The organism is Micromonospora sp. H61 (assembly GCF_018070325.1).
Taxonomy (GTDB): domain Bacteria; phylum Actinomycetota; class Actinomycetes; order Mycobacteriales; family Micromonosporaceae; genus Micromonospora; species Micromonospora salmantinae.
This window is the reverse complement of record NZ_JAGPXY010000039.1, coordinates 1-23,162: the sequence shown is the minus strand read 5'-3', so window position 1 is coordinate 23,162 and position 23,162 is coordinate 1. Positions and strand designations below refer to the sequence as shown.

19 protein-coding genes and 2 pseudogenes are annotated in these 23,162 nt (G+C 71.6%); 16 read left to right on the top strand and 5 right to left on the bottom strand.

The window, feature by feature from the left end; translation table 11 throughout:
* Positions 1 to 8 precede the first annotated feature (8 nt).
* The 4 genes from secD to KBX08_RS19750 all read left to right on the top strand — a co-directional run bounded on the left by secD (position 9) and on the right by KBX08_RS19750 (position 6,488).
* Positions 9 to 1,922, top strand: coding sequence for a protein translocase subunit SecD (gene secD, locus KBX08_RS19765; protein WP_210784945.1), 1,914 nt, complete (start codon positions 9 to 11; stop codon positions 1,920 to 1,922).
* A gap of 1 nt (position 1,923) precedes the next feature.
* A complete protein-coding gene (gene secF / locus KBX08_RS19760) occupies positions 1,924 to 3,123 on the top strand; it encodes a protein translocase subunit SecF (RefSeq protein ID WP_210784944.1) in 1,200 nt (399 codons plus the stop codon).
* A 78-nt stretch (positions 3,124 to 3,201) separates the two neighbouring features.
* On the top strand, positions 3,202 to 3,768 hold the full coding sequence (locus KBX08_RS19755) for an adenine phosphoribosyltransferase (protein ID WP_210784943.1): 567 nt from the start codon (positions 3,202 to 3,204) through the stop codon (positions 3,766 to 3,768).
* 197 nt (positions 3,769 to 3,965) lie between these two features.
* Positions 3,966 to 6,488, top strand: a complete 2,523-nt coding sequence (locus tag KBX08_RS19750; RefSeq protein ID WP_210784942.1) for a bifunctional (p)ppGpp synthetase/guanosine-3',5'-bis(diphosphate) 3'-pyrophosphohydrolase — start codon at positions 3,966 to 3,968, stop codon at positions 6,486 to 6,488.
* A gap of 97 nt (positions 6,489 to 6,585) precedes the next feature.
* On the opposite strand, the gene KBX08_RS19745 is transcribed toward KBX08_RS19750, so the two are convergent.
* Together KBX08_RS19745 and KBX08_RS19740 are read right to left on the bottom strand one after the other, a co-directional pair.
* A complete protein-coding gene (locus tag KBX08_RS19745; RefSeq protein ID WP_210784941.1) occupies positions 6,586 to 7,431 on the bottom strand; it encodes a peptidylprolyl isomerase in 846 nt (281 codons plus the stop codon).
* A 58-nt stretch (positions 7,432 to 7,489) separates the two neighbouring features.
* Positions 7,490 to 8,374 carry a peptidylprolyl isomerase gene (locus tag KBX08_RS19740; protein ID WP_210784940.1) on the bottom strand — a complete coding sequence of 295 codons (885 nt, stop codon included), beginning with the start codon at positions 8,372 to 8,374 and terminating at the stop codon, positions 7,490 to 7,492.
* A gap of 270 nt (positions 8,375 to 8,644) precedes the next feature.
* Between KBX08_RS19740 and KBX08_RS19735 the strand changes: the two genes are divergently transcribed.
* From KBX08_RS19735 to KBX08_RS19725, 3 genes are all read left to right on the top strand, one after another.
* Positions 8,645 to 9,355 (top strand): MBL fold metallo-hydrolase, encoded by a 711-nt coding sequence (locus tag KBX08_RS19735; protein WP_091401834.1) that lies wholly within the window; start codon positions 8,645 to 8,647, stop codon positions 9,353 to 9,355.
* A 73-nt stretch (positions 9,356 to 9,428) separates the two neighbouring features.
* Complete coding sequence (hisS, locus tag KBX08_RS19730; protein ID WP_210784939.1) at positions 9,429 to 10,757, top strand: histidine--tRNA ligase; 1,329 nt, start codon at positions 9,429 to 9,431, stop codon at positions 10,755 to 10,757.
* A 71-nt stretch (positions 10,758 to 10,828) separates the two neighbouring features.
* Entirely contained in the window at positions 10,829 to 11,770 is a 942-nt protein-coding gene (locus KBX08_RS19725; RefSeq protein WP_181518646.1) for an acyl-ACP desaturase, read from the top strand.
* A 110-nt stretch (positions 11,771 to 11,880) separates the two neighbouring features.
* Here KBX08_RS19725 and KBX08_RS19720 read toward each other — a convergent pair whose 3' ends face one another.
* Positions 11,881 to 12,393 (bottom strand): PaaI family thioesterase, encoded by a 513-nt coding sequence (locus KBX08_RS19720; protein WP_210784938.1) that lies wholly within the window; start codon positions 12,391 to 12,393, stop codon positions 11,881 to 11,883.
* 55 nt (positions 12,394 to 12,448) lie between these two features.
* On the opposite strand from KBX08_RS19720, the gene KBX08_RS19715 reads away from it, so the two are divergent.
* Together KBX08_RS19715 and KBX08_RS19710 are read left to right on the top strand one after the other, a co-directional pair.
* Positions 12,449 to 12,925: a helix-turn-helix domain-containing protein gene (locus KBX08_RS19715; protein WP_210784937.1), complete on the top strand. Its 477-nt coding sequence runs from the start codon at positions 12,449 to 12,451 to the stop codon at positions 12,923 to 12,925.
* A gap of 353 nt (positions 12,926 to 13,278) precedes the next feature.
* The gene (locus tag KBX08_RS19710; RefSeq protein ID WP_210784936.1) at positions 13,279 to 14,325 is read left to right on the top strand and encodes a S1 family peptidase; all 1,047 of its coding nucleotides are present in this window, start codon (positions 13,279 to 13,281) and stop codon (positions 14,323 to 14,325) included.
* A 96-nt stretch (positions 14,326 to 14,421) separates the two neighbouring features.
* Here the strand turns inward: KBX08_RS19710 and KBX08_RS19705 are convergent, their stop codons facing one another.
* Positions 14,422 to 15,045 carry a DUF998 domain-containing protein gene (locus tag KBX08_RS19705; protein ID WP_210784935.1) on the bottom strand — a complete coding sequence of 208 codons (624 nt, stop codon included), beginning with the start codon at positions 15,043 to 15,045 and terminating at the stop codon, positions 14,422 to 14,424.
* A gap of 116 nt (positions 15,046 to 15,161) precedes the next feature.
* On the bottom strand, positions 15,162 to 15,896 hold the full coding sequence (locus KBX08_RS19700; protein ID WP_210784934.1) for a DUF998 domain-containing protein: 735 nt from the start codon (positions 15,894 to 15,896) through the stop codon (positions 15,162 to 15,164).
* Positions 15,897 to 16,050: 154 nt separating this feature from the next.
* Between KBX08_RS19700 and aspS the strand changes: the two genes are divergently transcribed.
* The 7 genes and pseudogenes from aspS to KBX08_RS19665 form a co-directional block, all read left to right on the top strand.
* Positions 16,051 to 17,856, top strand: coding sequence for an aspartate--tRNA ligase (aspS, locus tag KBX08_RS19695; protein WP_210784968.1), 1,806 nt, complete (start codon positions 16,051 to 16,053; stop codon positions 17,854 to 17,856).
* Positions 17,857 to 17,951: 95 nt separating this feature from the next.
* A complete protein-coding gene (locus KBX08_RS19690) occupies positions 17,952 to 18,764 on the top strand; it encodes a sugar nucleotide-binding protein (protein WP_210784933.1) in 813 nt (270 codons plus the stop codon).
* 69 nt (positions 18,765 to 18,833) lie between these two features.
* Positions 18,834 to 19,442, top strand: coding sequence for a helix-turn-helix domain-containing protein (locus KBX08_RS19685; protein ID WP_210784932.1), 609 nt, complete (start codon positions 18,834 to 18,836; stop codon positions 19,440 to 19,442).
* Positions 19,439 to 20,710: pseudogene (locus KBX08_RS19680) on the top strand (MFS transporter); the annotation flags it as partial. The gene KBX08_RS19685 and the pseudogene KBX08_RS19680, both read left to right, overlap by 4 nt.
* 216 nt (positions 20,711 to 20,926) lie before the next feature.
* Entirely contained in the window at positions 20,927 to 21,148 is a 222-nt protein-coding gene (locus tag KBX08_RS19675) for a hypothetical protein (RefSeq protein ID WP_210784931.1), read from the top strand.
* Positions 21,149 to 21,222: 74 nt separating this feature from the next.
* Complete coding sequence (locus KBX08_RS19670) at positions 21,223 to 22,761, top strand: replication-associated recombination protein A (RefSeq protein WP_210784930.1); 1,539 nt, start codon at positions 21,223 to 21,225, stop codon at positions 22,759 to 22,761.
* A pseudogene (locus KBX08_RS19665) lies at positions 22,758 to 23,162 on the top strand (hypothetical protein); the annotation flags it as partial. The gene KBX08_RS19670 and the pseudogene KBX08_RS19665, both read left to right, overlap by 4 nt.

Sequence of the window (23,162 nt, the reverse complement as noted above, 5' to 3'; positions counted from 1 at the left end):
GGACAGCCGTGGCACCACCTCAGGGACAGATGCGCCCCGGGCGGCAGCTCGCCGTGCTCGGGTTCATCTTCGTGGTCCTCTATCTTTTGGTGTTCTTCGCTGGCGCCAGCGGCAGCTGGAAGGACCGGCTCGAGCCCAAGCTCGGCCTGGACCTCATCGGCGGCACGCGGGTGACACTGGAGGCGACCAACAGCGTCGACGGCAAGCCCCCGACGGCGGAGAACCTCGAGGAGGCCCGGGAGATCATCGAGAGCCGGGTCAACGCGTTCGGCGTGGCCGAGGCCGAGGTGGTCACCGAGGGCAACCGCAACATCGTCATCTCCCTGCCCGGTGAGAACCGGAACCTCGACGACGTGGGCGAGGCGGCCGAGCTGCGCTTCCGCAAGGTGCTCAAGGCCGCCTCCGGCAGCGGGGTGGCCGAGGCGCCGCCCGCCGCCACGCCGGCCCCGTCCGGCAGCGCCGCCCCGACCGGCAGCGCGACCCCGTCCGGCGCCGCGACCCCGACCCCGACGGGCAGCGCCTCGCCGAAGGTGACCTCGTCGCCCAGCGGCGGTCAGGGCGGAATGGCCCCGGCGTCGCCCAGCGCCACGCCGACCCCCTCCGCGTCCGCCACGGCCTCGCCGAGCGCCGCCGCGCCCAGCGCCGAACCGGTGCCGGCCAGTGTCGAGCAGCAGCGCAAGGTCGTCGAGCAGAAGGTCGGTGCCGCCGCGTGGCAGGCCGCCAACGGGTTGCAGGCCCCGGCCGATCTGACTGCCGACCCGTCGCTGGCCGAGAAGCTCAAGCCGTTCGGCACGCTGTCTCCGCAGGAGGTGGCGGTGCTGCCGGCGCAGATGCAGTTCAACGTGCCGACGATCAGCTGCGCGCAGCTCGACCAGCGCCCCCCGGCGTCGATCTCCGACCCGAAGCAGCAGGTGGTCTCCTGCGAGGACGGCGCGTCGAAGTACCTGCTCGACCAGGCCAAGGTCGAGGGCACCGACGTGTCCGACGCCGACGCGGTGCTCGACCAGACCAACGCCTGGGTGGTCAGCCTGGACTTCACCGGCGACGGCCAGGGCAAGTGGACCTCGCTGACCCGTGAGTCGTTCAACAACGAGGGCCAGGCCTGCGACGCGACCGCGCTGGGCCAGGACGGCAAGTGCCGAGTGGCCGTCGTACTGGACAACAAGATCGTCTCCTCCCCGGAGATCCAGGGCGTGCTGACCGGCAACTCCCAGATCACCGGCACCTTCACTCAGAAGGACGCCAGCACCCTCGCCGGTCAGCTGCGCTACGGCGCACTGCCGGTGACCTTCGAGCAGCAGGAGGCGCAGAACGTCACCGCCACGCTGGGCGCCAGCCACCTGCGCGCCGGTCTGCTCGCGGCGGGCATCGGCATGCTGCTGGTCATCATCTACTCGTTCTTCTACTACCGGCTGCTCGGCTCGGTGATCTTCCTGAGCCTCATCCTGTCCGCGCTGCTGGTCTTCGGCGCGCTGGTGGTGCTCGGCCGGCAGATCGGCTTCACGCTCACCCTCGCCGGCATCGCCGGCATGATCGTCTCACTCGGTGTGGCGGCGGACTCGTTCGTCATCTACTTCGAACGACTGAAAGACGAGATCCGGGAGGGGCGCAGCCCGCGTAGCGCGGTGCCCCGCGCCTGGATCCGGGCCCGCCGGACGATCATCTCGGCCAACGCGATCACCCTGCTCTCCGCTGTGGTGCTCTACGTGGTCTCGGTCGGCACGGTCAAGGGCTTCGCCTTCGCCCTCGGTCTGGCCACAGTGCTGGACCTGGTCGTGGTCTTCCTCTTCCGGCACCCGATCATGACGATGTTCGCCCGCACCCGGGCGTTCCTGTCCCCGCGGGTCAGCGGTCTGGGCCGGGCACTTCCGGCCCGCAACCAGCCGACTCAGCCCCGCAACCCGCGCGCCAAGGAGGCCTGAGATGGCTGAAAACGGTCTGGCGAGCCGCCTCTACAACGGCGAGGCCGGTCTCAACATCGTCGGCCGGCGCAAGCTCTGGTTCGGCGTCGCCGGGGTCCTGGTCCTGATCGCGATCCTCAGCTTCTCGATCCGTGGGTTCAGCCTGGGCATCGAGTTCGCCGGCGGTAACTCGTTCCAGGTGCCGGCGAGCGTCGGCACCCTGGACGACGCCGAGCGGGAGGTCAACTCGGCCCTCACCTCGGCGAACACCGGCGTTGAGGTGGCCACCGCGCAGAAGGTCGGCGGTCCCGGCGGTGACTCCTACGAGCTGCGCACGCCGCAGCTCACCGTCGACCAGGCCACCGCGGTCAAGGCCCAGATCGCCGAGGACCTCGGCATCAACGTCGACCAGATCAGCGACAACCAGGTCAGCGAGGCGTGGGGCAGCCAGGTGACCCAGCGGGCCATCCTCGGTCTGGTCATCTTCATCGCGCTGGTGATGGTCTACCTGATCCTGCGCTTCGAGTGGCGGATGGCCGTCGCCGCGGTCGCCTCGCTGATCACGAACCTGATCCTCACCGCCGGCATCTACTCGCTGGTCGGCTTCGAGGTCACCCCGTCGACGATCATCGGCTTCCTCACCATTCTGGGCTTCGCGCTCTACGACGTGGTGGTGGTCTTCGACAAGGTCCAGGAGAACACCCGGGGCATCACGGCCAACAACAACCAGACGTACGGCGAGGCGTCCAACCTGGCCATCAACCAGAGCCTGATGCGGTCGTTGAACACCTCGGTGGTCGCCCTGCTGCCGGTCGGCGGTCTGCTCTTCATCGGTGCCGGCCTGCTCGGCGCCGGCACGCTGAAGGACCTCGGTCTGGTGCTGTTCGTCGGTATGGCTGTGGCGTTCCTGACCTCCATCCTGGTGGCCACTCCGCTGCTGGCGCTGTTGAAGAACTACGACCCGCGGATCCAGGCTCACAACAAGCGCGTCCTGACCCGGCGGGGCGGGGCCGGCCGCGGCGAGGTCACCGGTAAGGGTGCTGCCGCGAGCCCGGTGGCCCAGGCCGATGCGACTGACGAGCCGGTCGACCAGGACGCCGCCGCGCTGGCCGGTGCCGCCCCCAAGGTGGGCGCTCGGCCGGCGGGCAAGCGGCCCACCGGCGCCCGGGGCGGTCGCCCCGGTGGCGGCGGCAACCGGCCGGGTGGCGCCAAGCGGCGCTGACCCGACAGGAAACACCCGAACGGCGTCCGGCATGCTGTTGCCGGACGCCGTTCGTCGTCGAAGGAGAGCGAAAAAGCCGTGACGGAGACCCACAGCACCGCAGCGCGCGGGGACAGTGGCCCGGAGGTCGCCCGACTGGTCGCCAGTCGGGTGCTGGACGTGCCCGACTTTCCCAAGCCCGGCGTCATGTTCAAGGACCTGATGCCACTGTTCGCCGACGGCAAGGTCTTCCGTGAGGTGATCGACGGGATCGTCGCCCACCACGGGCGGGACACCTTCGACGTGGTGGTCGGCATCGAGGCGCGCGGGTTCGTCGTGGCGGCGGCCATCGCGTACGCGACGGGGGTGGGTGTGGTGCCGGTGCGCAAGGCCGGCAAACTGCCCCGTCCGGCGCACTCGGTCTCCTACGAGTTGGAGTACGGCGAGGCCACCCTCGAAGTGCACGAGGACGCCTTCACCGCCGGGCACCGGGTGCTGGTGGTCGACGACGTGCTGGCCACCGGCGGCACCGCCGAGGCGACGCTGGACCTGGTCGAGCGGGCCGGCGGCACCGTCACGGGCTTCACGGTGCTGCTGGAGCTCGGCTTCCTGGGTGGGCGCGAGCGGCTGGCACCGCGTCCCGTGCATGCCCTGCTGACTGTTTGAGCCGGTCGATACTCTGCTGACCGTTTGATCCCGGACCCGTCGGACGGACCCGGCGCCGACCGTCCGGCGGAGCGGCAGGGGACCGTCCGTGCGGGTAGCATTGCCCTTTGCTGACGCCGGCGGTAACCCGTCCGGCGGGCGAGACCAGGTCGGCCGATCTTCGGCCGGCGTGTTTCCGGCGAGCGGTGAGGAGGCCGGTGTCCCACGATGTCGTCCCTCCGGCGGAGGGCACGGTGCACCCGACAGGCGACGCTGACGGCTCGGTGACCGACCGGACAGGCGACGCGCCGGCCCGGGTGACGGGCTCCGGCAACGGCTCCGGCCGGGCTCCCGGCGAGAGCGCGGTGCGTCCGACCAGCGGCCCGCCGAGCGCCGAGGCGTCCCCCGGCGCCGATGGCGTCGTGGTGCCGTTCCCGACCGACGCGGGCATCGACCCGTCGCCCAGCGGTGGCTTCGGGCTGTCCAACGCGCCCACCGGTCGGCGGGTCCGGGCCAGGCTGGCCCGGTTCAACGCGCCCTGGCAGACCTCCCAGGTCAGCGAGGTGCTGGAGCCGCTCATCGCCAGCCACCGGGACAACCACCCCAAGGCGGACGCCCGGCTGCTCCAGCGCGCCTTCGACACGGCCGCGCGGTGGCACTCCGGGCAGTACCGCAAGTCCGGTGACCCCTACATCACCCACCCGCTCGCGGTGGCGACGATCCTCGGCAACCTGGGGATGGACACCACCACGCTGGTCGCCGCGCTGCTGCACGACACCATCGAGGACACCGAGTACACCCTCGACCAGATGCGCGCCGACTTCGGTGGCGAGGTCGCCCTGCTAGTCGACGGCGTCACCAAGCTCGACAAGGTCAAGCTGGGCGACGCGGCCAAGGCCGAGACGATCCGCAAGATGGTCGTGGCCATGGCCAAGGACCCGCGGGTGCTGGTGATCAAGCTGGCCGACCGGCTGCACAACATGCGCACCCTGACCTTCCTGCCCCGCCCCAAGCAGGAGCAGAAGGCCAAGGAGACGCTGGAGATCCTGGCGCCGCTCGCGCACCGGCTCGGTATGAACACGATCAAGTGGGAGCTGGAGGACCTGTCCTTCGGCACGCTGTTCCCGAAGCGCTACGAGGAGATCAACCGGCTGATCGGGGAGCACCAGCCGCAGCGCGAGGCGCTGCTGCGGCAGGTGACGCAGAAGGTGCAGACCGACCTGAAGGCCGCCAAGATCAAGGCGGAGACCACCGGGCGGCCGAAGCACCTCTACTCGATCTACCAGAAGATGATCGTGCGGGGTCGCGACTTCAACGACATCTATGACCTGGTCGGTGTGCGGATCCTGGTCGACACGGTTCGCGACTGCTACGCGGCGCTGGGGGTAATCCACGCCAACTGGCAGCCGGTGCCGGGCCGCTTCAAGGACTACATCGCGATGCCCAAGTTCAACATGTACCAGTCGTTGCACACGACGGTCATCGGGCCCACCGGCAAGCCGGTGGAGATGCAGATCCGCACGTACGCGATGCACCGCACCGCTGAGTTCGGCATCGCCGCGCACTGGAAGTACAAGGAGCACAAGGGCACCCAGATCGTCGGCCCGCCCGCGCACATCGACGAGATGACCTGGCTGCGGCAGCTGCTCGACTGGCAGCGTGAGGCGGCCGACCCGAGCGAGTTCCTGGACGCGCTGCGCTTCGACCTGTCCAGCCAGGAGGTGTACGTCTTCACCCCGAAGGGTGACGTCATCCCGCTGCCGACCGGGTCGACGCCTGTGGACTTCGCGTACGCGGTGCACACCGAGGTGGGGCACAAGTGCATCGGCGCGCGGGTCAACGGCAAGCTGGTGCCGCTGGAGTCGACGCTGTCCAACGGCGACGTGATCGAGATCTTCACGTCTAAGTCCGAGACGGCCGGCCCGACACAGGACTGGCTGGGCTTCGTCAAGAGTCCGCGCGCCCGGACGAAGATCCGGCAGTACTTCAACAAGGAGCGCCGCGAGGAGGCGATCGAGGCCGGCAAGGACGCGATCGTCAAGGCGATGCGCAAGCAGGGCATGCCCCTGCAGCGGATGCTCACCTCCGACGCGCTCATGTCGATCGCGCGGGACCTGCACCTGGCCGACGTGGCCTCGCTCTACGCGGCGGTCGGCGACAGCCAGGTCTCCGCGCAGTCGGTGGTCCAGAAGCTGATGGCCGCGTACGGCGGCGAGGAGGGCGCGGCGGAGGACATCGCCGAGACCGCCGTCGCCACCCGGCCGCCGCGCAGCCGGCAGAGCAGCAGCGACCCGGGCGTGGTGGTCCGGGGCGTCAGCGACGTCTGGATCAAGCTGGCCCGCTGCTGCACACCGGTCCCACCGGACTCGGTGTTCGGCTTCGTCACCCGCTCCGGCGGGGTGAGCGTGCACCGCGACGACTGCGCCAACGCCGAGGACCTGCGTGCGCAGAGCGAGCGGGTCGTCGAGGTGAGTTGGAAGCTCACCTCCGCGTCGACGTTCCTGGTCGCCATCCAGGTCGAGGCGCTGGACCGGCACAAGCTGCTGGCCGACGTCACCCGGGTGCTCTCCGACGAGCGGGTCAACATCCTCTCCGCCACCGTCACCACCACCCGCGACCGGGTGGCGGTGAGCCGGTTCAGCTTCGAGATGGCCGACCCGAAGCACCTGGGCCACCTGCTGGCCACGGTCCGCAAGGTCGACGGCGTCTTCGACGCCTACCGGGTCACCTCCGGGGCCTGACGCCCACCGGGTCGGTCCCGCGGCCCGACGCGTACCCCCGAGAACGCGACAGCGCCCGCCGGCTCAGCCGGCGGGCGCTTCGTCGTGCGCGCGGGGGTCAGCCCTGCGGGTTGCTCATCGTGAGGTCCTTGATGATGACCTCCTTCTTCGGGTGGCCGCCACCGGCCTGCTGGGCGAACGCCCCGTCGTCGCCGGCCTTGGCCACGTCCTTGACCAGGTCCAGGCCGCCGGTGATGGTGCCCAGCACGGTGTACGCCGGGTCCAGCGGCGAGTCGCCGTAGACGATGAAGAACTGGCTGCCGGTGCTGCCCGGCTGGCCGGAGTTGGCCATCGCGATGACACCCTCCGGGTACGGCGGGCGCTTGTCGGTGGGCAGGTTCTCCTCGGGCAGGCGGTAGCTCGGGCCGCCCTGGCCGTCGGTGGGGCGCCAGCCGTTGCCGGTGGCGCTGGGGTCACCGCACTGCAACACCTTGATGCCCTCGGTCACCAGACGGTGGCACTTGGTGTTGTCAAAGAAGTTCTTCTCCGCGAGGTGGGTGAAGCTGCCCGCCGTGCACGGCACCAGCGACCGGTCGACCTTGGCGGTGATCGGGCCGAGGTTGGTGTCGATCGTCATGGTCTGCACGCCGGTGCCGGACTGCTGGTTGCTCGGCACCCCCACGTCCTTGATCTGCGGGGGCCGCTGCTCGGTGGGCAGCGCGTTGTACACGCACTCGGACGCGCCGGGCGCCGGCGCGGCGGTGTCGCTCTTGTTGTCGTCGTCGCCGCCGAGGCTCACCGCCAGCCAGACGGTGCCGGCGACCACGAGCACCAGTGCGGCACCCGCGCTGACGATCGCCGTCGTCTGCCGGCGCTTGCGGGCCTTGGCCGCGCGCTCGGCCATCTCCTTCTCGAGCCGGGCGCGTCGTGCCGCCGCTTGCTGCCGCTCTCTGGTGGACGTCACGCCTGGATCCTCCTGGCTATCTGCTGCTGGGTGCCGAGTAATTGGGTGGGGCGACCGGTCAGCCGGCGCTCGGGCTGCTGGCCGGGGTGCCGGAGGCCGACGGCGCCGGTGCCGCACCGGTGACCGGCTCACCGACCGTGAGGCTCTGGATCGTCACATCGGTGCTGGGCTTGATCTTCGCCCCGGTCCCATTGTCCACGGTCGGGAGGGCGCCGATCTTCTCCACCACGTCCAACCCGCCGGTCACCCGGCCGATGACCGGGTACTTCGGGTCGGCGGTGGTGAAGTCCTTGAAGAAGATCAGGAACTGGCTGCCGTTGCTGCCCGGCGGGTTGGAGACCATCGCCACCGTCCCCTTCGGGTACGTGGGCGGCTGGTCGGGGGCCGGACTGGCCGACGGCGACGCCGACGGCACGGTCGGCAACTCCTCGTCGTAGAACGAGTAGGTAGGCCCACCAAGACCCGTGCCGCTGGGGTCGCCGCAGCGCAGCGCGCCCTCCGCGGTGATCTCGTGGCACTTGGTGTTGTCGTAGAACGACCGGCTCGCCAGGTGGGCGATGCTCGCGGCCGCGCACGGGGAGTTGGTCAGGTTCAGTTCCGCGGTGATCGGCGCGCCCTGGTTGGTGGTCACTGTCATCGCCCGGGTGCCGTCGGTGGGCAGATCCTTGGTGGCCGGCGTGCCGACGTCCTTGAGGTTGGTGTTGGCCGTCGCGTCCTGCGGCGTCCAGAGGCAGGTCTCCTCCGCGGCCGTGTTCTGCTTCGGGTCGGAGTCGAACGCACCGAGCGCCCAGGCTGAGCCGGCCACTACCAACACGAGGATCAGCGCGGCGCCAACTCCGGCCTGGATCTGCCGTCGGCGCCGCGTCGAGGCGGCCCGGCGAGCCAACTGCCGGTCGAGCTTGGCCCGCGCCAGTTTGCGCTGCCGGTCCCTGCTGGAAGCCACCCGTGCTCCCCTTTCCTCTACCTGGTCGTCGCCGGCGGCCGGTCGCCCCGACCCGTCCGAGCGTCACGTGTGCCGCGCCACACGCCCGCCAGAGTGTACGGCTAGTGACTGGGAATGTGGTGTACGAGGTCCACCCGGTCCCGAGCAGCGCTTATCGGAGGTTGTCACTGTGCACTGCGGGGCCCCTGGGGCGGACGCGGCAAACTCGCTCGGCCCGCCCGATAGGCTGCTGTGCAGGACGACAGCTGCTCGACGGAAAGGACAGCGCCCGTGCTCGTGGCCGGCTTTCCCGCGGACGCCTTCGGCACCAACTGCTACGTGGTTGCCACCGCGCCGGGGGAGCAGTGCGTGGTGGTCGACCCCGGCATCGGGGTGCTCGACCAGCTCGACGCGCTGCTCGCCGAGCACCGCCTGCATCCGGCCGCCGTGCTGCTCACCCACGGCCACCTCGACCACACCTTCTCGGTCGCGCCGGTCTGCGGTGCCCGCGGCATCACCGCGTACGTGCACCCCGGTGACCGGGAGATGCTGGCCGACCCGTCCAAGGGCCTCTCGACCGACCTGACGTCGCTCTTCGGCGGCCGGCTGAGCTACACCGAGCCGGACGACGTGGCGGAGTTGACCGACGGCGCCACCCTCACGCTCGCCGGCCTGGAGATCGCCGTCGACCATGCCCCGGGCCATACCGGCGGGTCGGTGCTGTTCCGGCTGCCGGGCGCCGGGTCGAGCTGGGAGGCTGACGAGCTGTGCCTCTCCGGTGACGTCCTCTTCGCCGGGTCGATCGGCCGCACCGACCTGCCGGGCGGGAGCATGCCGGCCATGCTCACCAGCCTGCGCGACAAGATTCTTCCGCTCGCCGACGACACCGTCGTGCTGCCCGGCCACGGCCCCAGCACCACCATCGGCCGTGAGCGCGCCAGCAACCCGTACCTCATCGAGGTGGCTGGCACGTCGCCGGCCGCTCCCACCCGGGGCCTCTAGATCTTCTGTCCGCGCCGCGCGCGGACCCACGACACCACCGCGCCACCGGCGCGGAACCGCAAGGAGTACGCCGATGAGCAAGCCCACGCCCATCTCCGGCTTCCCGGAGTGGACCCCCGGCCAGCGGATGATCGAGCAGTTCGTGCTCGACAAGATCCGGGCCACCTTCGAGCTGTACGGCTTCGCGCCGCTGGAGACCCGCGCCGTGGAGCCGCTGGACCAGCTGCTGCGCAAGGGCGAGACCTCGAAGGAGGTCTACGTGATCCGGCGGCTGCACGCCGACGCCGAGGGTGCCGGTGGTGACGACCAGCTCGGCCTGCACTTCGACCTGACCGTGCCGTTCGCCCGGTACGTGTTGGAGAACGCCGGCAAGCTGAGCTTCCCGTTCCGCCGCTACCAGATCCAGAAGGTGTGGCGGGGCGAGCGACCGCAGGAGGGCCGCTACCGGGAGTTCGTCCAGGCCGACATCGACATCGTCGACCGGGACACGCTGGCCGCGCACCACGAGGCGGAGATGCCGCTGGTCATCGGGGACGCACTGCGCTCGTTGCCGATCCCACCGGTGACGATCCAGGTCAACAACCGCAAGATCTGCGAGGGTTTCTACCGGGGCATCGGGCTGACCGACCCGGAGGCGGCGCTGCGCGCCGTGGACAAGCTCGACAAGATCGGCCCGGCGAAGGTGGCCGAGCTGCTGGCCCAGACCGCCGGGGCGAGCGAGGCGCAGGCCAAGGCGTGCCTGGCGCTGGCCGAGATCTCCGCCCCGGACGCCTCGTTCGCCGACGCCGTCCGGGCGCTCGGGGTGAGCGACCCGCTGCTCGACGAGGGCATCGAGGAGCTGGTCCGGGTGGTGGACACCGCCGCCGAGCACTCGCCCGGTCTCTGCGTGGCGGACCTGCGCATCGCCCGTGGGCTGGATTACTACACGGGCACCGTCTACGAGACCCAGCTGCGCGGCTACGAGCGCTTCGGCTCCATCTGCTCCGGTGGCCGGTACGACAACCTGGCCAGCGCCGGCGCCGTCTCGTACCCGGGGGTGGGGATCTCGATCGGCGTGACCCGGCTGCTCGGGCTGCTCTTCGGCGCGGGGGAGCTGTCGGTCTCGCGGGAGGTGCCGACCGCCGTGCTCGTCGCGGTGACCAGCGAGGAGCAACGTACGGCCAGCAACCGGGTGGCCGAGGCGCTGCGGCGGCGCGGGGTGCCGACCGAGGTGTCGCCGAGCGCGGCGAAGTTCGGCAAGCAGATCCGTTACGCCGAGCGGCGCGGCATCCCGTACGTGTGGTTCCCCGGTGTCGAGGGAGCGCCGGACGAGGTGAAGGACATCCGCTCCGGTGAGCAGGTCACGGCCGGTGCGGGGGAGTGGACGCCGCCCCCGGGAGACCTGAAACCCACTGTCGGTTGAGTGTCCCCACTGGCGCTGACGGCCGCGGGGACCTACGGTAGCGTAAGTTACGCCACCGTAGGGAGTTTCTCGTGACCGTCAGCACCACAGTGAGCCAGACCGCGCTGCTCGTCGAGTTGGAGCCGGTTGTCGCGCGCAACCTGGACCGCCACCTCTCGCTCGCCAAGGAGTGGTTCCCGCACGAGTACGTGCCGTGGAGCGAAGGACGGACCTTCGACGGGCCGCTCGGCGGCGAGGCGTGGTCACCGACCGACTCCACCATCCCGGACGTGGCCCGCACCGCGCTGATCGTGAACCTGCTGACCGAGGACAACCTGCCCTCGTACCACCACGAGATCGCCACCCTGTTCGGTCGCGACGGCGCGTGGGGCACCTGGGTGCACCGGTGGACCGCCGAGGAGGGTCGGCACGGCGTCGCGATCCGCGACTACCTCACCGTCAGCCGGGCGGTCGACCCGGTGGCGTTGGAGCGGGCCCGGATGACGCACATGTCCGAGGGTTACACCAACGCCCACGGCGACGAGGTGCTGCACTCGCTGGCGTACGTCTCGTTCCAGGAGCTGGCCACCCGGATCTCGCACCGCAACACCGGCAAGGCCACCGGCGACCCCACCTGCGAGGCGCTGCTGGCCCGGGTGGCCGCCGACGAGAACCTGCACATGGTCTTCTACCGCAACCTGCTCGCGGCCGCGTTCGAGCTGGCTCCGAGCCAGGCCATGCGGGCCGTCGCCGACGTGGTGGCCGACTTCCAGATGCCGGGCAGCGGCATCGACGGGTTCGCCCGCAAGTCGGTGGCGATCGCCCTGGCCGGCATCTACGACCTGCGTCAGCACCGCGACGAGGTGCTGCAGCCGGTCCTGCGTCAGTGGGACGTCTTCAACGTGACCGGCCTCAACGCCGACGGCGAGGCCGCCCGCGAGCAGCTCGCCGCCCAGCTGGAGAACCTGGACCGCGCCGCCAGCCGCTTCGAGGAGAAGCGCGACGCCCGAGCCGCCCGCCTAGCCCTCCGCTAACCCCCACCCCCCCGGTCCCACCCTGTTGATCATGAAGTTGTTGCCACTCTCGTCGGCGTGTCGAGGCAATAACTTCATGATCAACCCGGGGGGTGAGGGGTGGGGTGGGGTTAGGGGGTTGGGAGGGGGAGGATGAGGCAGGTGCTGGTGGCGTGGGCTATCAGGCGGTCGGCGGCATCGGTGATGCGGGCCTCGGCCAGGGCCGTACGGCGGCCGCGTTGCAGCACCGTGCCCTCGCAGCGCAGGGTGCCGCTGTCGACGGTGACCGGGCGGAGGAACTTCACGTTGAGATCCAGCGAGGTGTAGCCGACTCCGGCGGGCAGCGTGGTGTGTACGGCGCACCCCGCGGCGGTGTCCAGCAGGGTCGAGAGCACGCCACCGTGGACGCTGCCGAGCGGGTTGTAGTGGAACTCCTGCGGAGTCAACTCGACGACGACCCGGCCCTCGTCGGCTTCCATTCTGGTCATGTCGAGAAGGTGCATCACCGGCGGCGCGGCCAGTTCTCCGGCGATCATCGCCCGGAGCATGTCCAGGCCGCTGCGTCGACCGACCTGGGCGGCGTTGACCGACGGGTCCGCCCAGGTGAAGGTACGGCTGCGCACTGGTTCCTGCGTCTGCGTCATGGACGCAGCCTGGCAGCAGGTTGCTGAGTCTGTCAACGAGATCTAGCCTGGTCGGATGCGACCCGCGGCTCTGGACTGGTCAGTGGAGAACTGCACCATCGCCCGCGCGATGGAGGTCCTCGGTGAGCGGTGGACCCTGGTGGTGCTCCGCGAGGTGTTCACCGGCGTACGCCGCTTCGACGACATGCGGGTACGCACCGGCATTCCCCGCCAGGTGTTGACCAACCGGCTCGCCAGCCTGGTGGAGCAGGGCGTGCTGAGTCGCGAGCCGTACCGGGAGCCCGGCAGTCGGCTGCGCCACGAGTACCGCCTCACGGAGAAGGGCCTGGATCTGTGGCCGGTGCTGGTCGCCGTCCTCGGCTGGGGCGACCGGTACCTCGCCGACACGGAGGGCCCGCCGCTCACTGTCACGCACCGCGACTGCGGCGCCGAGGTGCGCGCCGAACTGCGCTGCGCCGACGGGCACGACGTGGGTCGGCCCCGCGACGTGGTGCCCAGTCCGGGCCCCGGCGCCCGTCGCCGTATCCCCTGACCCGTTCCCGCCGCACTCCCTGGCGCCCGTCGCCTGACGCCCGTCGCGCGGCGCCGTGCCGTCCCGGCGTGCGGTGCATCCGACGCCCGGCGGGGAAGACATCGATGATCGTGCGCGTCGAAAGTGGGGCGGATGTCGGTTGGGTGTGACGGTGGCTGTTCGCCAGCGTGTCGGGGGTGTTGCGGCCGTGCGACCAACCGGGATCGGTGAATCCGGGCGAATTCAAGCCTTGTTAATGATCTTAAGTATGTGAATACTTCAGTCTCAGTCGGCCGGTTTCCCCAGATCGGCCGGGTTGCCCTCGGGTCAGCCGCCCCCGGCCAGACCCGCTCCCCCGCCCAGGAGGTTGTTACATGCGACCCACGAGGTCCTCATTCCGCGTTGCGGCTACAGTCGCCGTTTCCGGAACCCTGGTTGTCGGCTCGCTCATCGGCGCGCCGGCCCAGGCCGCTCCCGCCGCATCGCCCGACACCGCCGCCGCGATCTCCGCGGAACTCGGCGACCGCTCCGCCGGCTCGTACATCGACGCCAGCGGCAAGTCCGTCGTCACGGTCACCGACGCGACCGCCGCCAGCAAGGCCAGCAAGGCCGGCGCCGTCGTCCGCTACGTCACCCGCGGCGCCGCCGAGCTCAACCGGGCCACGGCCGAGCTGGAGCGCTCCGCCAAGATCCCGGGCACCGCCTGGTGGAGCGACCCGGTCACCAACCAGGTCGTCGTCTCCGTCGACAGCACCGTCACCGGGGCCAAGCTGGAGCGGGTCAAGGCCGCCGCCGCGCGGGCCAACGGCGCGGTCCGGATCGAGGCCGAGGCCGGCGTGCTGAGCACCCGGATCTCCGGTGGCCAGGCCATCTACGCAGGCGGGGGCGGGCGTTGCTCGCTCGGCTTCAACGTGCGCAGTGGCAGCACCTACTACTTCCTGACGGCTGGGCACTGCACCAACATCTCGGCCAGCTGGTACTCGAACTCCGCCCAGACCGCGCTGCTCGGCAGCCGTACCGGCACCAGCTTCCCGGGCAACGACTACGGCATCGTGCGGCACAACAACTCGGCCAACGCCGCCGGCAACGTCTACCTCTACAACGGCAGCTACCGCGACATCACCGGCGCCGGCAACGCCTCCGTCGGCCAGTCGGTGCAGCGCTCCGGCAGCACCACCGGCCTGCGCGGCGGCTCGGTGACCGCGACCAACGCCACCGTGAACTACGCCGAGGGCTCGGTCTCCGGTCTGATCCGCACCAACGTCTGCGCCGAGCCTGGCGACAGCGGCGGCTCGCTGTTCGCCGGCGGCACCGCCCTGGGTCTGACCTCCGGTGGTAGCGGCAACTGCCGCACCGGTGGCACGACCTTCTTCCAGCCGGTCACCGAGGCGCTCAGCCGCTACGGCGTCAGCGTCTTCTGATCCACGCACCGCTCGCGGGCCGCCGGAACACTCCGGCGGCCCGCGTCGCGTTGACAGCCACCGAACCCCGCCGACGCCGGGCGAACGCGACGACGCTCAGCCGGGCCCGGACGGTCCCGGTCGCCGCCGGGAGACCAGCACGGCGGCCAGCGGTACGCCCGCCTCGGCGGCCGCCGCCAGCCGCTCGGTCAGCCCGATCCATGCCCCGTCGGTGAAGAACTCGACGGCGAACCAGCCGACCAGCGCGAGGAGGACCACCGCCGCCGCGAGCGCCAGCCGGCGTACGAGAGCCGGCGGGTGGCGGTGGTCCCGGTCGGGGGACGGCCTCGCGCGGCGGGGCACCGCCAGGGCCGGCCAGACTGCCAACGCCGCGAACGCCACACCGGCGGCCACGGCGTGCGTCGTCGAGTCACCGGTCGGGCGCTGCGGGAACGCGACCAGGATCAGTGTCGCCAGCCCGCCCAGCGCGAGTAGCGCTCGGCCTGCCGGCGCGGCGCTGACCAGGCCGAGCGCGGTCGTCAGGTGACAGAGGCCCAGGCCGGCCAGCCCGACCGTCATGATCCAGCGATGCTCCGCACCCGTGGCGGCGAGCGCGCTGATGGTCTGCCGCACCGGGTCGAATCCGTCGGACTGGGCAGCCTGCGCCAGGGTCCACCCGCCGACGAGGAACAGGGGTGCGCCACCTGCCGACAGCAGGGCCCAACGGGGAACGGCAGACATCGGGCGATCGTAACGATCCGACCGGCGCGGTTTCCGGGCCGCGTGCTCGGGCTGACCGGCCGACGGTGCGGACCCCCTGAGCGGGCGAGGGCGACGAAGAGATCAGGCGGGACGACTCACGGCAGCAGGTCGGGGCGCCCGGGGGTCGGCCCGCTCGGTGGTCCGAGCGGATCCGGGGGTACGACGCCGATGGTCGGCAGGTCCGGGCCGACGCGTACGGTGCCGCCGGTCGACCAGGCGAGGTGCGCCCGCCGGGCGGAGAGGACAGCCAGCAGCGGCCAGAGGGAGACCGCTATCGCCGTCACCCGCTCGGCCAGCCCGGTGCGGGACCCGCTGGTCACCTCGAACGCGCACCAGCCGAAGAGCGCGAGCAGCACGAGCGTGGCGCTGAGCCCGACCGCCCGGCGGAACGCCCAGGGCGGCTCCGGTCGAGCGGGGTGCTCGGTGTCGCTACCACGCGGCAGCCGCAGTGCCGAGCCGGCCGGCCAGAGCACCAGGGCGAGGACGGCCACCGTCGCCGCGACGCCGTGGCTGAGTGAGCCGCCGACCGGCGGCCGGGGAAAGGCGACCAGCGCGATGGTGGCCACGCCACCGATCGCGAGCAGGAAGCGGCTGGGTAGTCCGGCCGCGTGCAGGACGGCGGCGACCGACAGGTAACAGCAGCCGAGCAGCACCAGGGCCACCACCATGATCCAGGCGTCGGTGGCGTCCTGTCCTGCCAGCTCGCTGATGGTGTCCCGGACCGGGTCGTACCCGACGGGCTGTCGGGCCTCCGCCACCGTCCAACCGGCCACCAGCAGCACGGGCGCCGCCGCCGCCGTGGCGACGGCCCAGTTCGGTACGGGCCGCATTTCGCCACGTTAACCGGCGCGGCCGCCGGCAGTGTCGGGTTCGCCGGTCCACCCCACCAGCGAATCGTGCCGGCCTGCCGGGTGCCCGGAGACGGGGCGGCCACCCCTGACAGAATGCGGGTGAGGACTGTTCCACGATGAGGAGTTGCCAGCCGTGATCCGTACCCACAATGCCGGAAGCCTGCGCGCCGCGGACGCCGGCTCGACGGTGACGCTCGCCGGCTGGGTGGCCCGCCGCCGCGACCACGGCGGGGTCATCTTCGTCGACCTGCGCGACGGTTCCGGTGTTGTCCAGGTGGTGTTCCGCGAGGAAGATGCGCACGCGCTGCGCAACGAGTTCTGCGTGAAGGTCGTCGGCGAGGTGACCCGCCGCCCGGCCGGCAACGAGAACCCGGAGCTGCCCACCGGCGAGGTCGAGGTCACCGTCGTCGAGTTGGAGGTGCTCTCCGAGGCGGCGCCGCTGCCGCTGCCGGTGGACGACCAGATCGAGGCCGGTGACGACATCCGACTCCGGTACCGCTACCTGGACCTGCGCCGCAGCGGCCCGGCGAACGCGCTGCGGCTGCGCTCGCGCGCCAGCCAGCTCGCCCGGGGTGTCCTGCACGAGCGGGACTTCCTGGAGATCGAGACGCCGACGCTGACCCGCTCGACGCCGGAGGGCGCCCGCGACTTCCTGGTGCCGGTGCGGCTTCAGCCCGGCAGCTGGTACGCGCTGCCGCAGTCGCCGCAGTTGTTCAAGCAGCTGCTGATGGTCGGCGGCATGGAGCGGTACTACCAGATCGCCCGCTGCTACCGCGACGAGGACTTCCGCGCCGACCGGCAGCCGGAGTTCACCCAGCTCGACATCGAGATGTCGTTCGTCACCGAGGACGACGTGATCGACCTCGGTGAGGCGATCGTCTCGGCGCTGTGGAAGGACCTGGCCGGGCACGAGATCACCCGACCGATCCCGCGGATCACCTGGCACGACGCGATGGCCCGGTACGGCTCGGACAAGCCGGACCTGCGCTACGGCGTCGAGCTGACCGAGCTGACCGAGTACCTGCGCGGCACCGAGTTCCGGGTCTTCGCCGGGGCGATCGACGCGGGCGGCTACGTCGGCGCGGTGGTGATGCCGGGCGGGGCGGCGCAGAGCCGCAAGGAGCTGGACGGCTGGCAGGACTGGGCGAAGGCGCGTGGGGCGCGCGGCCTGGCGTACGTGGTGCTGGACGCCGAGACCGGCGAGGCGCGTGGCCCGGTGGCGAAGAACCTCTCCGCCGAGCACCTGGGTGGGCTCGCCGACGCGGTCGGCGCCAAGCCGGGTGACGCGGTCTTCTTCGCCGCGAGCGCCACCACCCGGGAGGCGCAGGAGCTGCTCGGGGCGGCCCGCGTGGAGATCGCCAAGCGGTCCGGCCTGATCGACGAGAGTGCCTGGGCGTTCTGCTGGGTGGTCGACGCGCCGATGTTCGAGCGCACGGACGAGGGCGGTTGGACGGCCGTGCACCACCCGTTCACCTCGCCGAACTCGGAGTGGGTCGACCGGTTCGAGGAGGCTCCGGACCGGGCCCTGGCGTACGCGTACGACATCGTCTGCAACGGCAACGAGATCGGCGGCGGGTCGATCCGTATCCACCGGGGTGACGTGCAGAAGCGGGTCTTCGACCTGCTCGGCATCACTCCCGAGGAGGCGCAGGACAAGTTCGGCTTCCTGCTGGAGGCGTTCAAGTACGGCGCCCCGCCGCACGGCGGTATCGCCTTCGGCTGGGACCGGGTCTGCATGCTGCTCGCCGGCGCCGACTCCATCCGTGAGGTCATCGCCTTCCCGAAGACCCGGGGTGGCTTCGACCCGCTGACCAGTGCACCCACCCCGATCACCGCCCAGCAGCGCACCGAGGCCGGCATCGACGCCAAGCCCAAGCCCGCCGCAACCGCCCACACCGGCACGGCCGGCCCCGCAGCCCCGGTAGCAGACCCGGTCTGACCCCCGCTCCTGCTTGGTTGATCAAGAGGTTTGCGTCATCATCGCCCCGCGAGATGACGCAAACCTCTTGATCGTCAGTGGGGGAGTGGGCTGGGATGCGGGTGCTTGTTGTCGGGGGCAGTGGGTTACTCGGGCGGTCGGTTTGTCGGCGGGGCGTCGGCGCCGGGTGGTCGGTTGTGGGGACCTTTCATTCGGGTGAGATCGCGGTGCCGGGAGTCGCGGCACGACGGCTGGACGTGACCGACCGGTCCGCCGTGCGCGCGCTGGTCGCCGAGGTGCGGCCGGACGCCGTGGTCGGGACCCCCTATCGGTACGGGGACTGGGCGGTCACCGCCGACGGGGCGGCGCACGTGGCGCTCGCCGCCGCCGAGGTGGGTGCCCGGCTGGTGCACGTGTCCAGCGACGCGCTGCACGCCGGACGACCCGTGCCGTACGCCGACGACGAGCCACCCACGCCGGTGCACGCCTACGGTGCCGCGAAGGCGGCGGCCGAGACCGCAGTACGGGCGATCGACCCGGGCGCGGCGCTGGTGCGGACCTCCCTGATCGTGGGGGAGGGCAGTAAGCAGATCCAGCTCTGCCGGGACGCGCTCGCCGGCCGGGCCACCCTGTTCAGCGACGAACTGCGCTGCCCGATCGACGTCACCGACCTGGCCGACGCCGTGCTGGAGTTGGTCGCCTCGACGTACGCCGGTGTGCTCAACGTGGCCGGCCCGGACGCGGTCAGCCGGGCCGAGCTGGGCCTGCTGGTCGCCGAGCGGTACGGCCTGGACGCTGTCGGGTTGAGGACCACCACGAGCGCGGCCACCGGTGTGGTCCGCCCCCTGGACGTACGCCTGGACTCCGCGCGTGCCGCCGCCCTGCTGCGCACCCGGCTGCGCGGAGTACGCGAACTCCTCGCCCGCTGACGAGGGCACCTGCACACTTCCTATGCACACCTATTGTGCATAGGAAGTGTGCAGAGATAGTGTGCAGGCATGGCGAACGACGAAGGCGTCCTGCGGCCGGCGCCGCGTGAGGTGCGGATCGACAAACGGCAGGTCCGGGTGCTGGCGCACCCGCTGCGCATGCGGCTGGTCGGAGCGCTGCGGGTGAAGGGGCCCGCCACCGCGACCACCCTCGCCGAACTGCTCGGCACCAACACCGGCGCGACCAGCTACCACCTGCGGCAACTCGCCGAGGTCGGGCTGGTCATCGAGGATCCCGACCGCGGCAGCGGGCGGCAGCGCTGGTGGCAGGCGGCGCACGACGTGACCAACTGGGATCCGAGCGACTTCGACGACGACCCCGACGCCAGGGCCGCGATCGAGTGGATCCAGGGCGACCAGGTGCGTCTGCTCGCCGAGACCGCCGATCGCTGGTTCGCCACCCAGCACGAGTGGTCGGCCGCCTGGCGGGACGGGTTCGGCATGAGCGACATCTTCATGACCATCCCGCCGGCCCGGCTCGAGGAGCTCAAGGCGGAGGTGTGGCAGGTGCTGGAGCGGTATCACCGCGAGGCCGAGTCCGCTGCCGCCACCGACCCGGAGGCCCGCCCGGTGCAGGTGTTCCTGGCCGCCTACCCGTTGCGCGAGGGCCTCCAGTGAGCGCGCTGACCGTACGTCAGGTTCGGCGTCGTTACCTCACGCTCTACGGTCTGCGCTGGCTGCCCACGGGTCTGATGATCCCGGTGATGATCCTGCTGATGCAGGAGCGCGGCCTGTCGTTGCCGCAGATCGGCCTGGTCAGCACGGCGCAGGGGCTGCTGGTGCTGGCGCTGGAGTTGCCCACCGGCGGGCTCGCCGACGCCCTCGGTCGTCGACCGGTGCTGCTCGCCGCCGGGGTGCTGAACCTCGCCTCGCTGGCGCTGTTCGCGGTGGCCGACTCGTTCTGGCTGTTCTTCGTGGTCTGGGCTCTGCAGGGGATCTACCGGGCGTTGGACAGCGGCCCGTTGGAGTCCTGGTATGTCGACGCCACCCTGGCCGCCGACCCGGCGGCCGAGTACGAGCGCGGCCTCGGCTACGCCGGCACCGTCGTCGGTGGGGCCATCGGTGGTGGCGCGCTGCTCAGCGGTGGTCTCATCGCGCTCGGCCCGATCGGGCCGGTCAGCGCGCTCACGGTGCCCGTGTTCGCCGCCATCGTGGCGCAGGCGGCGGCACTCGTCGCGCTGGTCGTGCTGCTTGTCGAAGAGCGTCCGGCCACGGGGTTCGCGGCGCTGCGGGCCTCGGTGGTCCAGGCGCCCCGGATGATCGGCCAGGCCGTCGGCCTGCTGCGTCGTTCCCGGGTGCTGCTGGCGTTGGTGGCCGTCGAGTTGTTCTGGGGCTTCGGCATGGTCACCTTCGAGTCGCTGCTGCCGGTCCGGCTCGCCGAGGTGATCGGCGACCCGGAACGCGCCGCGGTGCTGCTCGGGCCGGCGAACTCGGCCGCCTGGCTCGCCTCGGCCGCCGGCGCGGCACTGACCCCACTGCTGCTGCGCTGGTTCGGCGCCGCGCCGGGTGCGGCAGTGCTGCGCATCCTCCAGGGCGTGACGGTGGTCGGGATGGGGTTGTTCGCCGGGCCGGTCGGCGTGCTGGTGGCCTACCTGGCCTGCTACGCCGTGCACGGCGCGTCCAACCCGTTGCACAGTGGACTGCTGCACCGGCAGGTCGACGGCCCGTACCGGACCAGCGTGCTGTCGCTGAACTCGATGATGGCGCAGCCGGCCGGCGCGCTCGGCGGGGTGGTGCTCACCGCGCTCGCCGCCGCCACCAGCGTCAGCACCGCGATGGTGGTCGGCGCTGTGGTGCTGGCCGTCGCCGCCCCGCTGTACCTGCCCGCCTGGCTGGCCGGCCGTCGGGCCGTCCCGGCCGTCGAGCCGACAGCGGTTCCGGTTCCCGCCGCGGACCGTTGAGAAGGGGCCCCTTGTCCGCAAGGGGCCCCTTCTCAACGGTCAGGCGAGGCGGATCGATCGTGCGGTCCAGGCTAGGAGCCGAGTGTCGAATGCCTCCGCGGGGCCGTCGCGGCGTGGCCGTCTCCACCGTCGAGATTGGCGAGTCGACCGATTGGGTACATCACGCGCCGACCTACTGGGAACCCCCACCGGAGGATTGACATGCTCGCCATTCTCGCGGCCATCGTTTTTGGCTTTGCCCTGCTGCTCGACCTGCTCGGCACCGACTTCGGAGCGCCCGACCTGTTCAACTGGAACACCCTCGTACTCATCGGGTTGCTCCTGCTCTCGCTCTACCTGGCCGGCGTGGGCAGCGGCCCGCGCGGCGGCGGCGGCGGTGGCGGCGGCCGTTGGTACCGGGGCCGTCGCCCCGGGCGTGGCTGACCGGAACCGATCACCGGTGGCGGGCCCGCGGCGCGATTCCGGCGTCGTGGGCCCGGCCCGGTACTGTCTTCGTGATGGAGTCCGACGCCCTCTTCTCCCTCGGTGAACCCGCCGGGTCGCGCAGCGCGCCCGACGGTCCCGCCGGTGTCGACGGCTTCACCGCGGTGGCCGACGATTCGCCCCTGCCCGTCCGGATGCGCCCGGTGACCCTCGACGAGCTGGTCGGGCAGGAACACCTGCTCGCTCCCGGCGCACCCCTGCGGCAACTGGTCTCCGGCGGCGCTCCGATGTCGGTGATCCTCTGGGGCCCGCCGGGCAGCGGCAAGACCACCATCGCGCACCTGGTGGCCGGGGCCACCGACCGCCGCTTCGTCGCCATGTCGGCGCTCTCCGCCGGCGTGAAGGACGTCCGGGCGGTGATCGAGGCGGCGCGCCGCCAGCGCCGTTCCGGCGGCCCGCAGACCGTGCTCTTCATCGACGAGGTGCACCGGTTCAGCAAGACCCAACAGGATTCGCTGCTCGCCGCCGTCGAGGACCGCACTGTCACCCTGCTGGCGGCGACCACCGAGAACCCGTACTTCTCGGTCATCTCACCGCTGCTGTCGCGGTGCGTGCTGCTCACTCTGCAACCGTTGGACGACGAGGCGGTGCGGGGTCTGCTGCGCCGCGCGGTCGCCGACAAGCGTGGCCTGGACGGCGCACTGGCCCTGACCACCGAGGCCGAGGATCACCTGGTCCGGCTGGCCGCCGGTGACGTCCGTAAGGCACTCACCGCCCTGGAGGCGGCGGCGGCCTCCGCCACGGCCCTCGGCGGCGGGCGGATCGACCTCGCCACCGCCGAGCAGGCCGTCGACGTGGCGGCGGTGCGCTACGACCGCGACGGCGACGCCCACTACGACGTGGTCAGCGCCTTCATCAAGAGCATGCGCGGCTCGGACGTGGACGCGGCGGTGCACTGGCTGGCCCGCATGCTGGTCGCCGGTGAGGACGCCCGGTTCATCGCCCGTCGTCTGGTCATCTTCGCCAGCGAGGACGTCGGCATGGCCGATCCCGGGGCGCTGAGCGTGGCGACCGCCGCCGCGCACGCGGTCGAGTACGTCGGGTTGCCAGAAGCGCAGCTCAACCTCGCCCAGGCGGTGATCCACCTGGCCACCGCGCCCAAGTCGAACTCGGCCACCACCGCCATCGGCGCCGCCATCGCCGACGTCCGGGCCGGTCGCGGTGGCCCGGTGCCGCGAGGGCTGCGCGACGCGCACTACGCCGGCGCCCGAGGGCTGGGCCACGGGACCGGCTACCGCTACCCGCACGACGACCAGCGCGGCGTGGTCACCCAGCAGTACGTCCCGGACGACCTGGTGGGCACCGACTACTACCAGCCGAGTCCGCACGGCGCGGAGCGGTCGGTGGCCAGCCGGTTGCCGGTGCTGCGCCGGATCGTGCGTGGTCTGCCGGCTCCGGCCGCGCGCCCGGAGACGCCGACATCCGAGCCGTCCGTAACGGCGCAGACCGCGCCAGCGCTATCCCCGGGGGCCGCCCGTCCGACGACGGGCCCGGGTGCCCCCGGCACGATGCAGGACAGCGGCACCGACGCCGCAGGAGAGGGTCAACAGTGAGATCGCGTGGTGGGGACCGCCCGGACGAGGGCCCGGACGAGCGGCGCGATCCCCGCGCCAAGACCCGCCGTTGGGGTCGGGGCCGGCCGGCTGAGCCCGAGCCGGAGCAGCCGGCCGCCGGCGAGGAGTTCGGCTGGATCGACGACCTGCGCTCGGCCAAGCAGCAACGCGCCGAGCTGGGCCCGGACGGCGCACCGGCGGAACCGAACCGGCCCCGTGGGGGCATGCCGCCGGCCGACCCGGCCGGGCCGCCGGCACAACCCACCCCGCGTACGCCGGGAGAGCCGGCCGGTGCGCGCGGCAGTGCGCCGGAGTCCTCGGGGCCGCCGGCCCCGCGGCAGACTGAAGCGGGCGGTGCCGCCGCCCGTCGACCGGTCGACGGGGCCAGGCGCGGAGAGTCG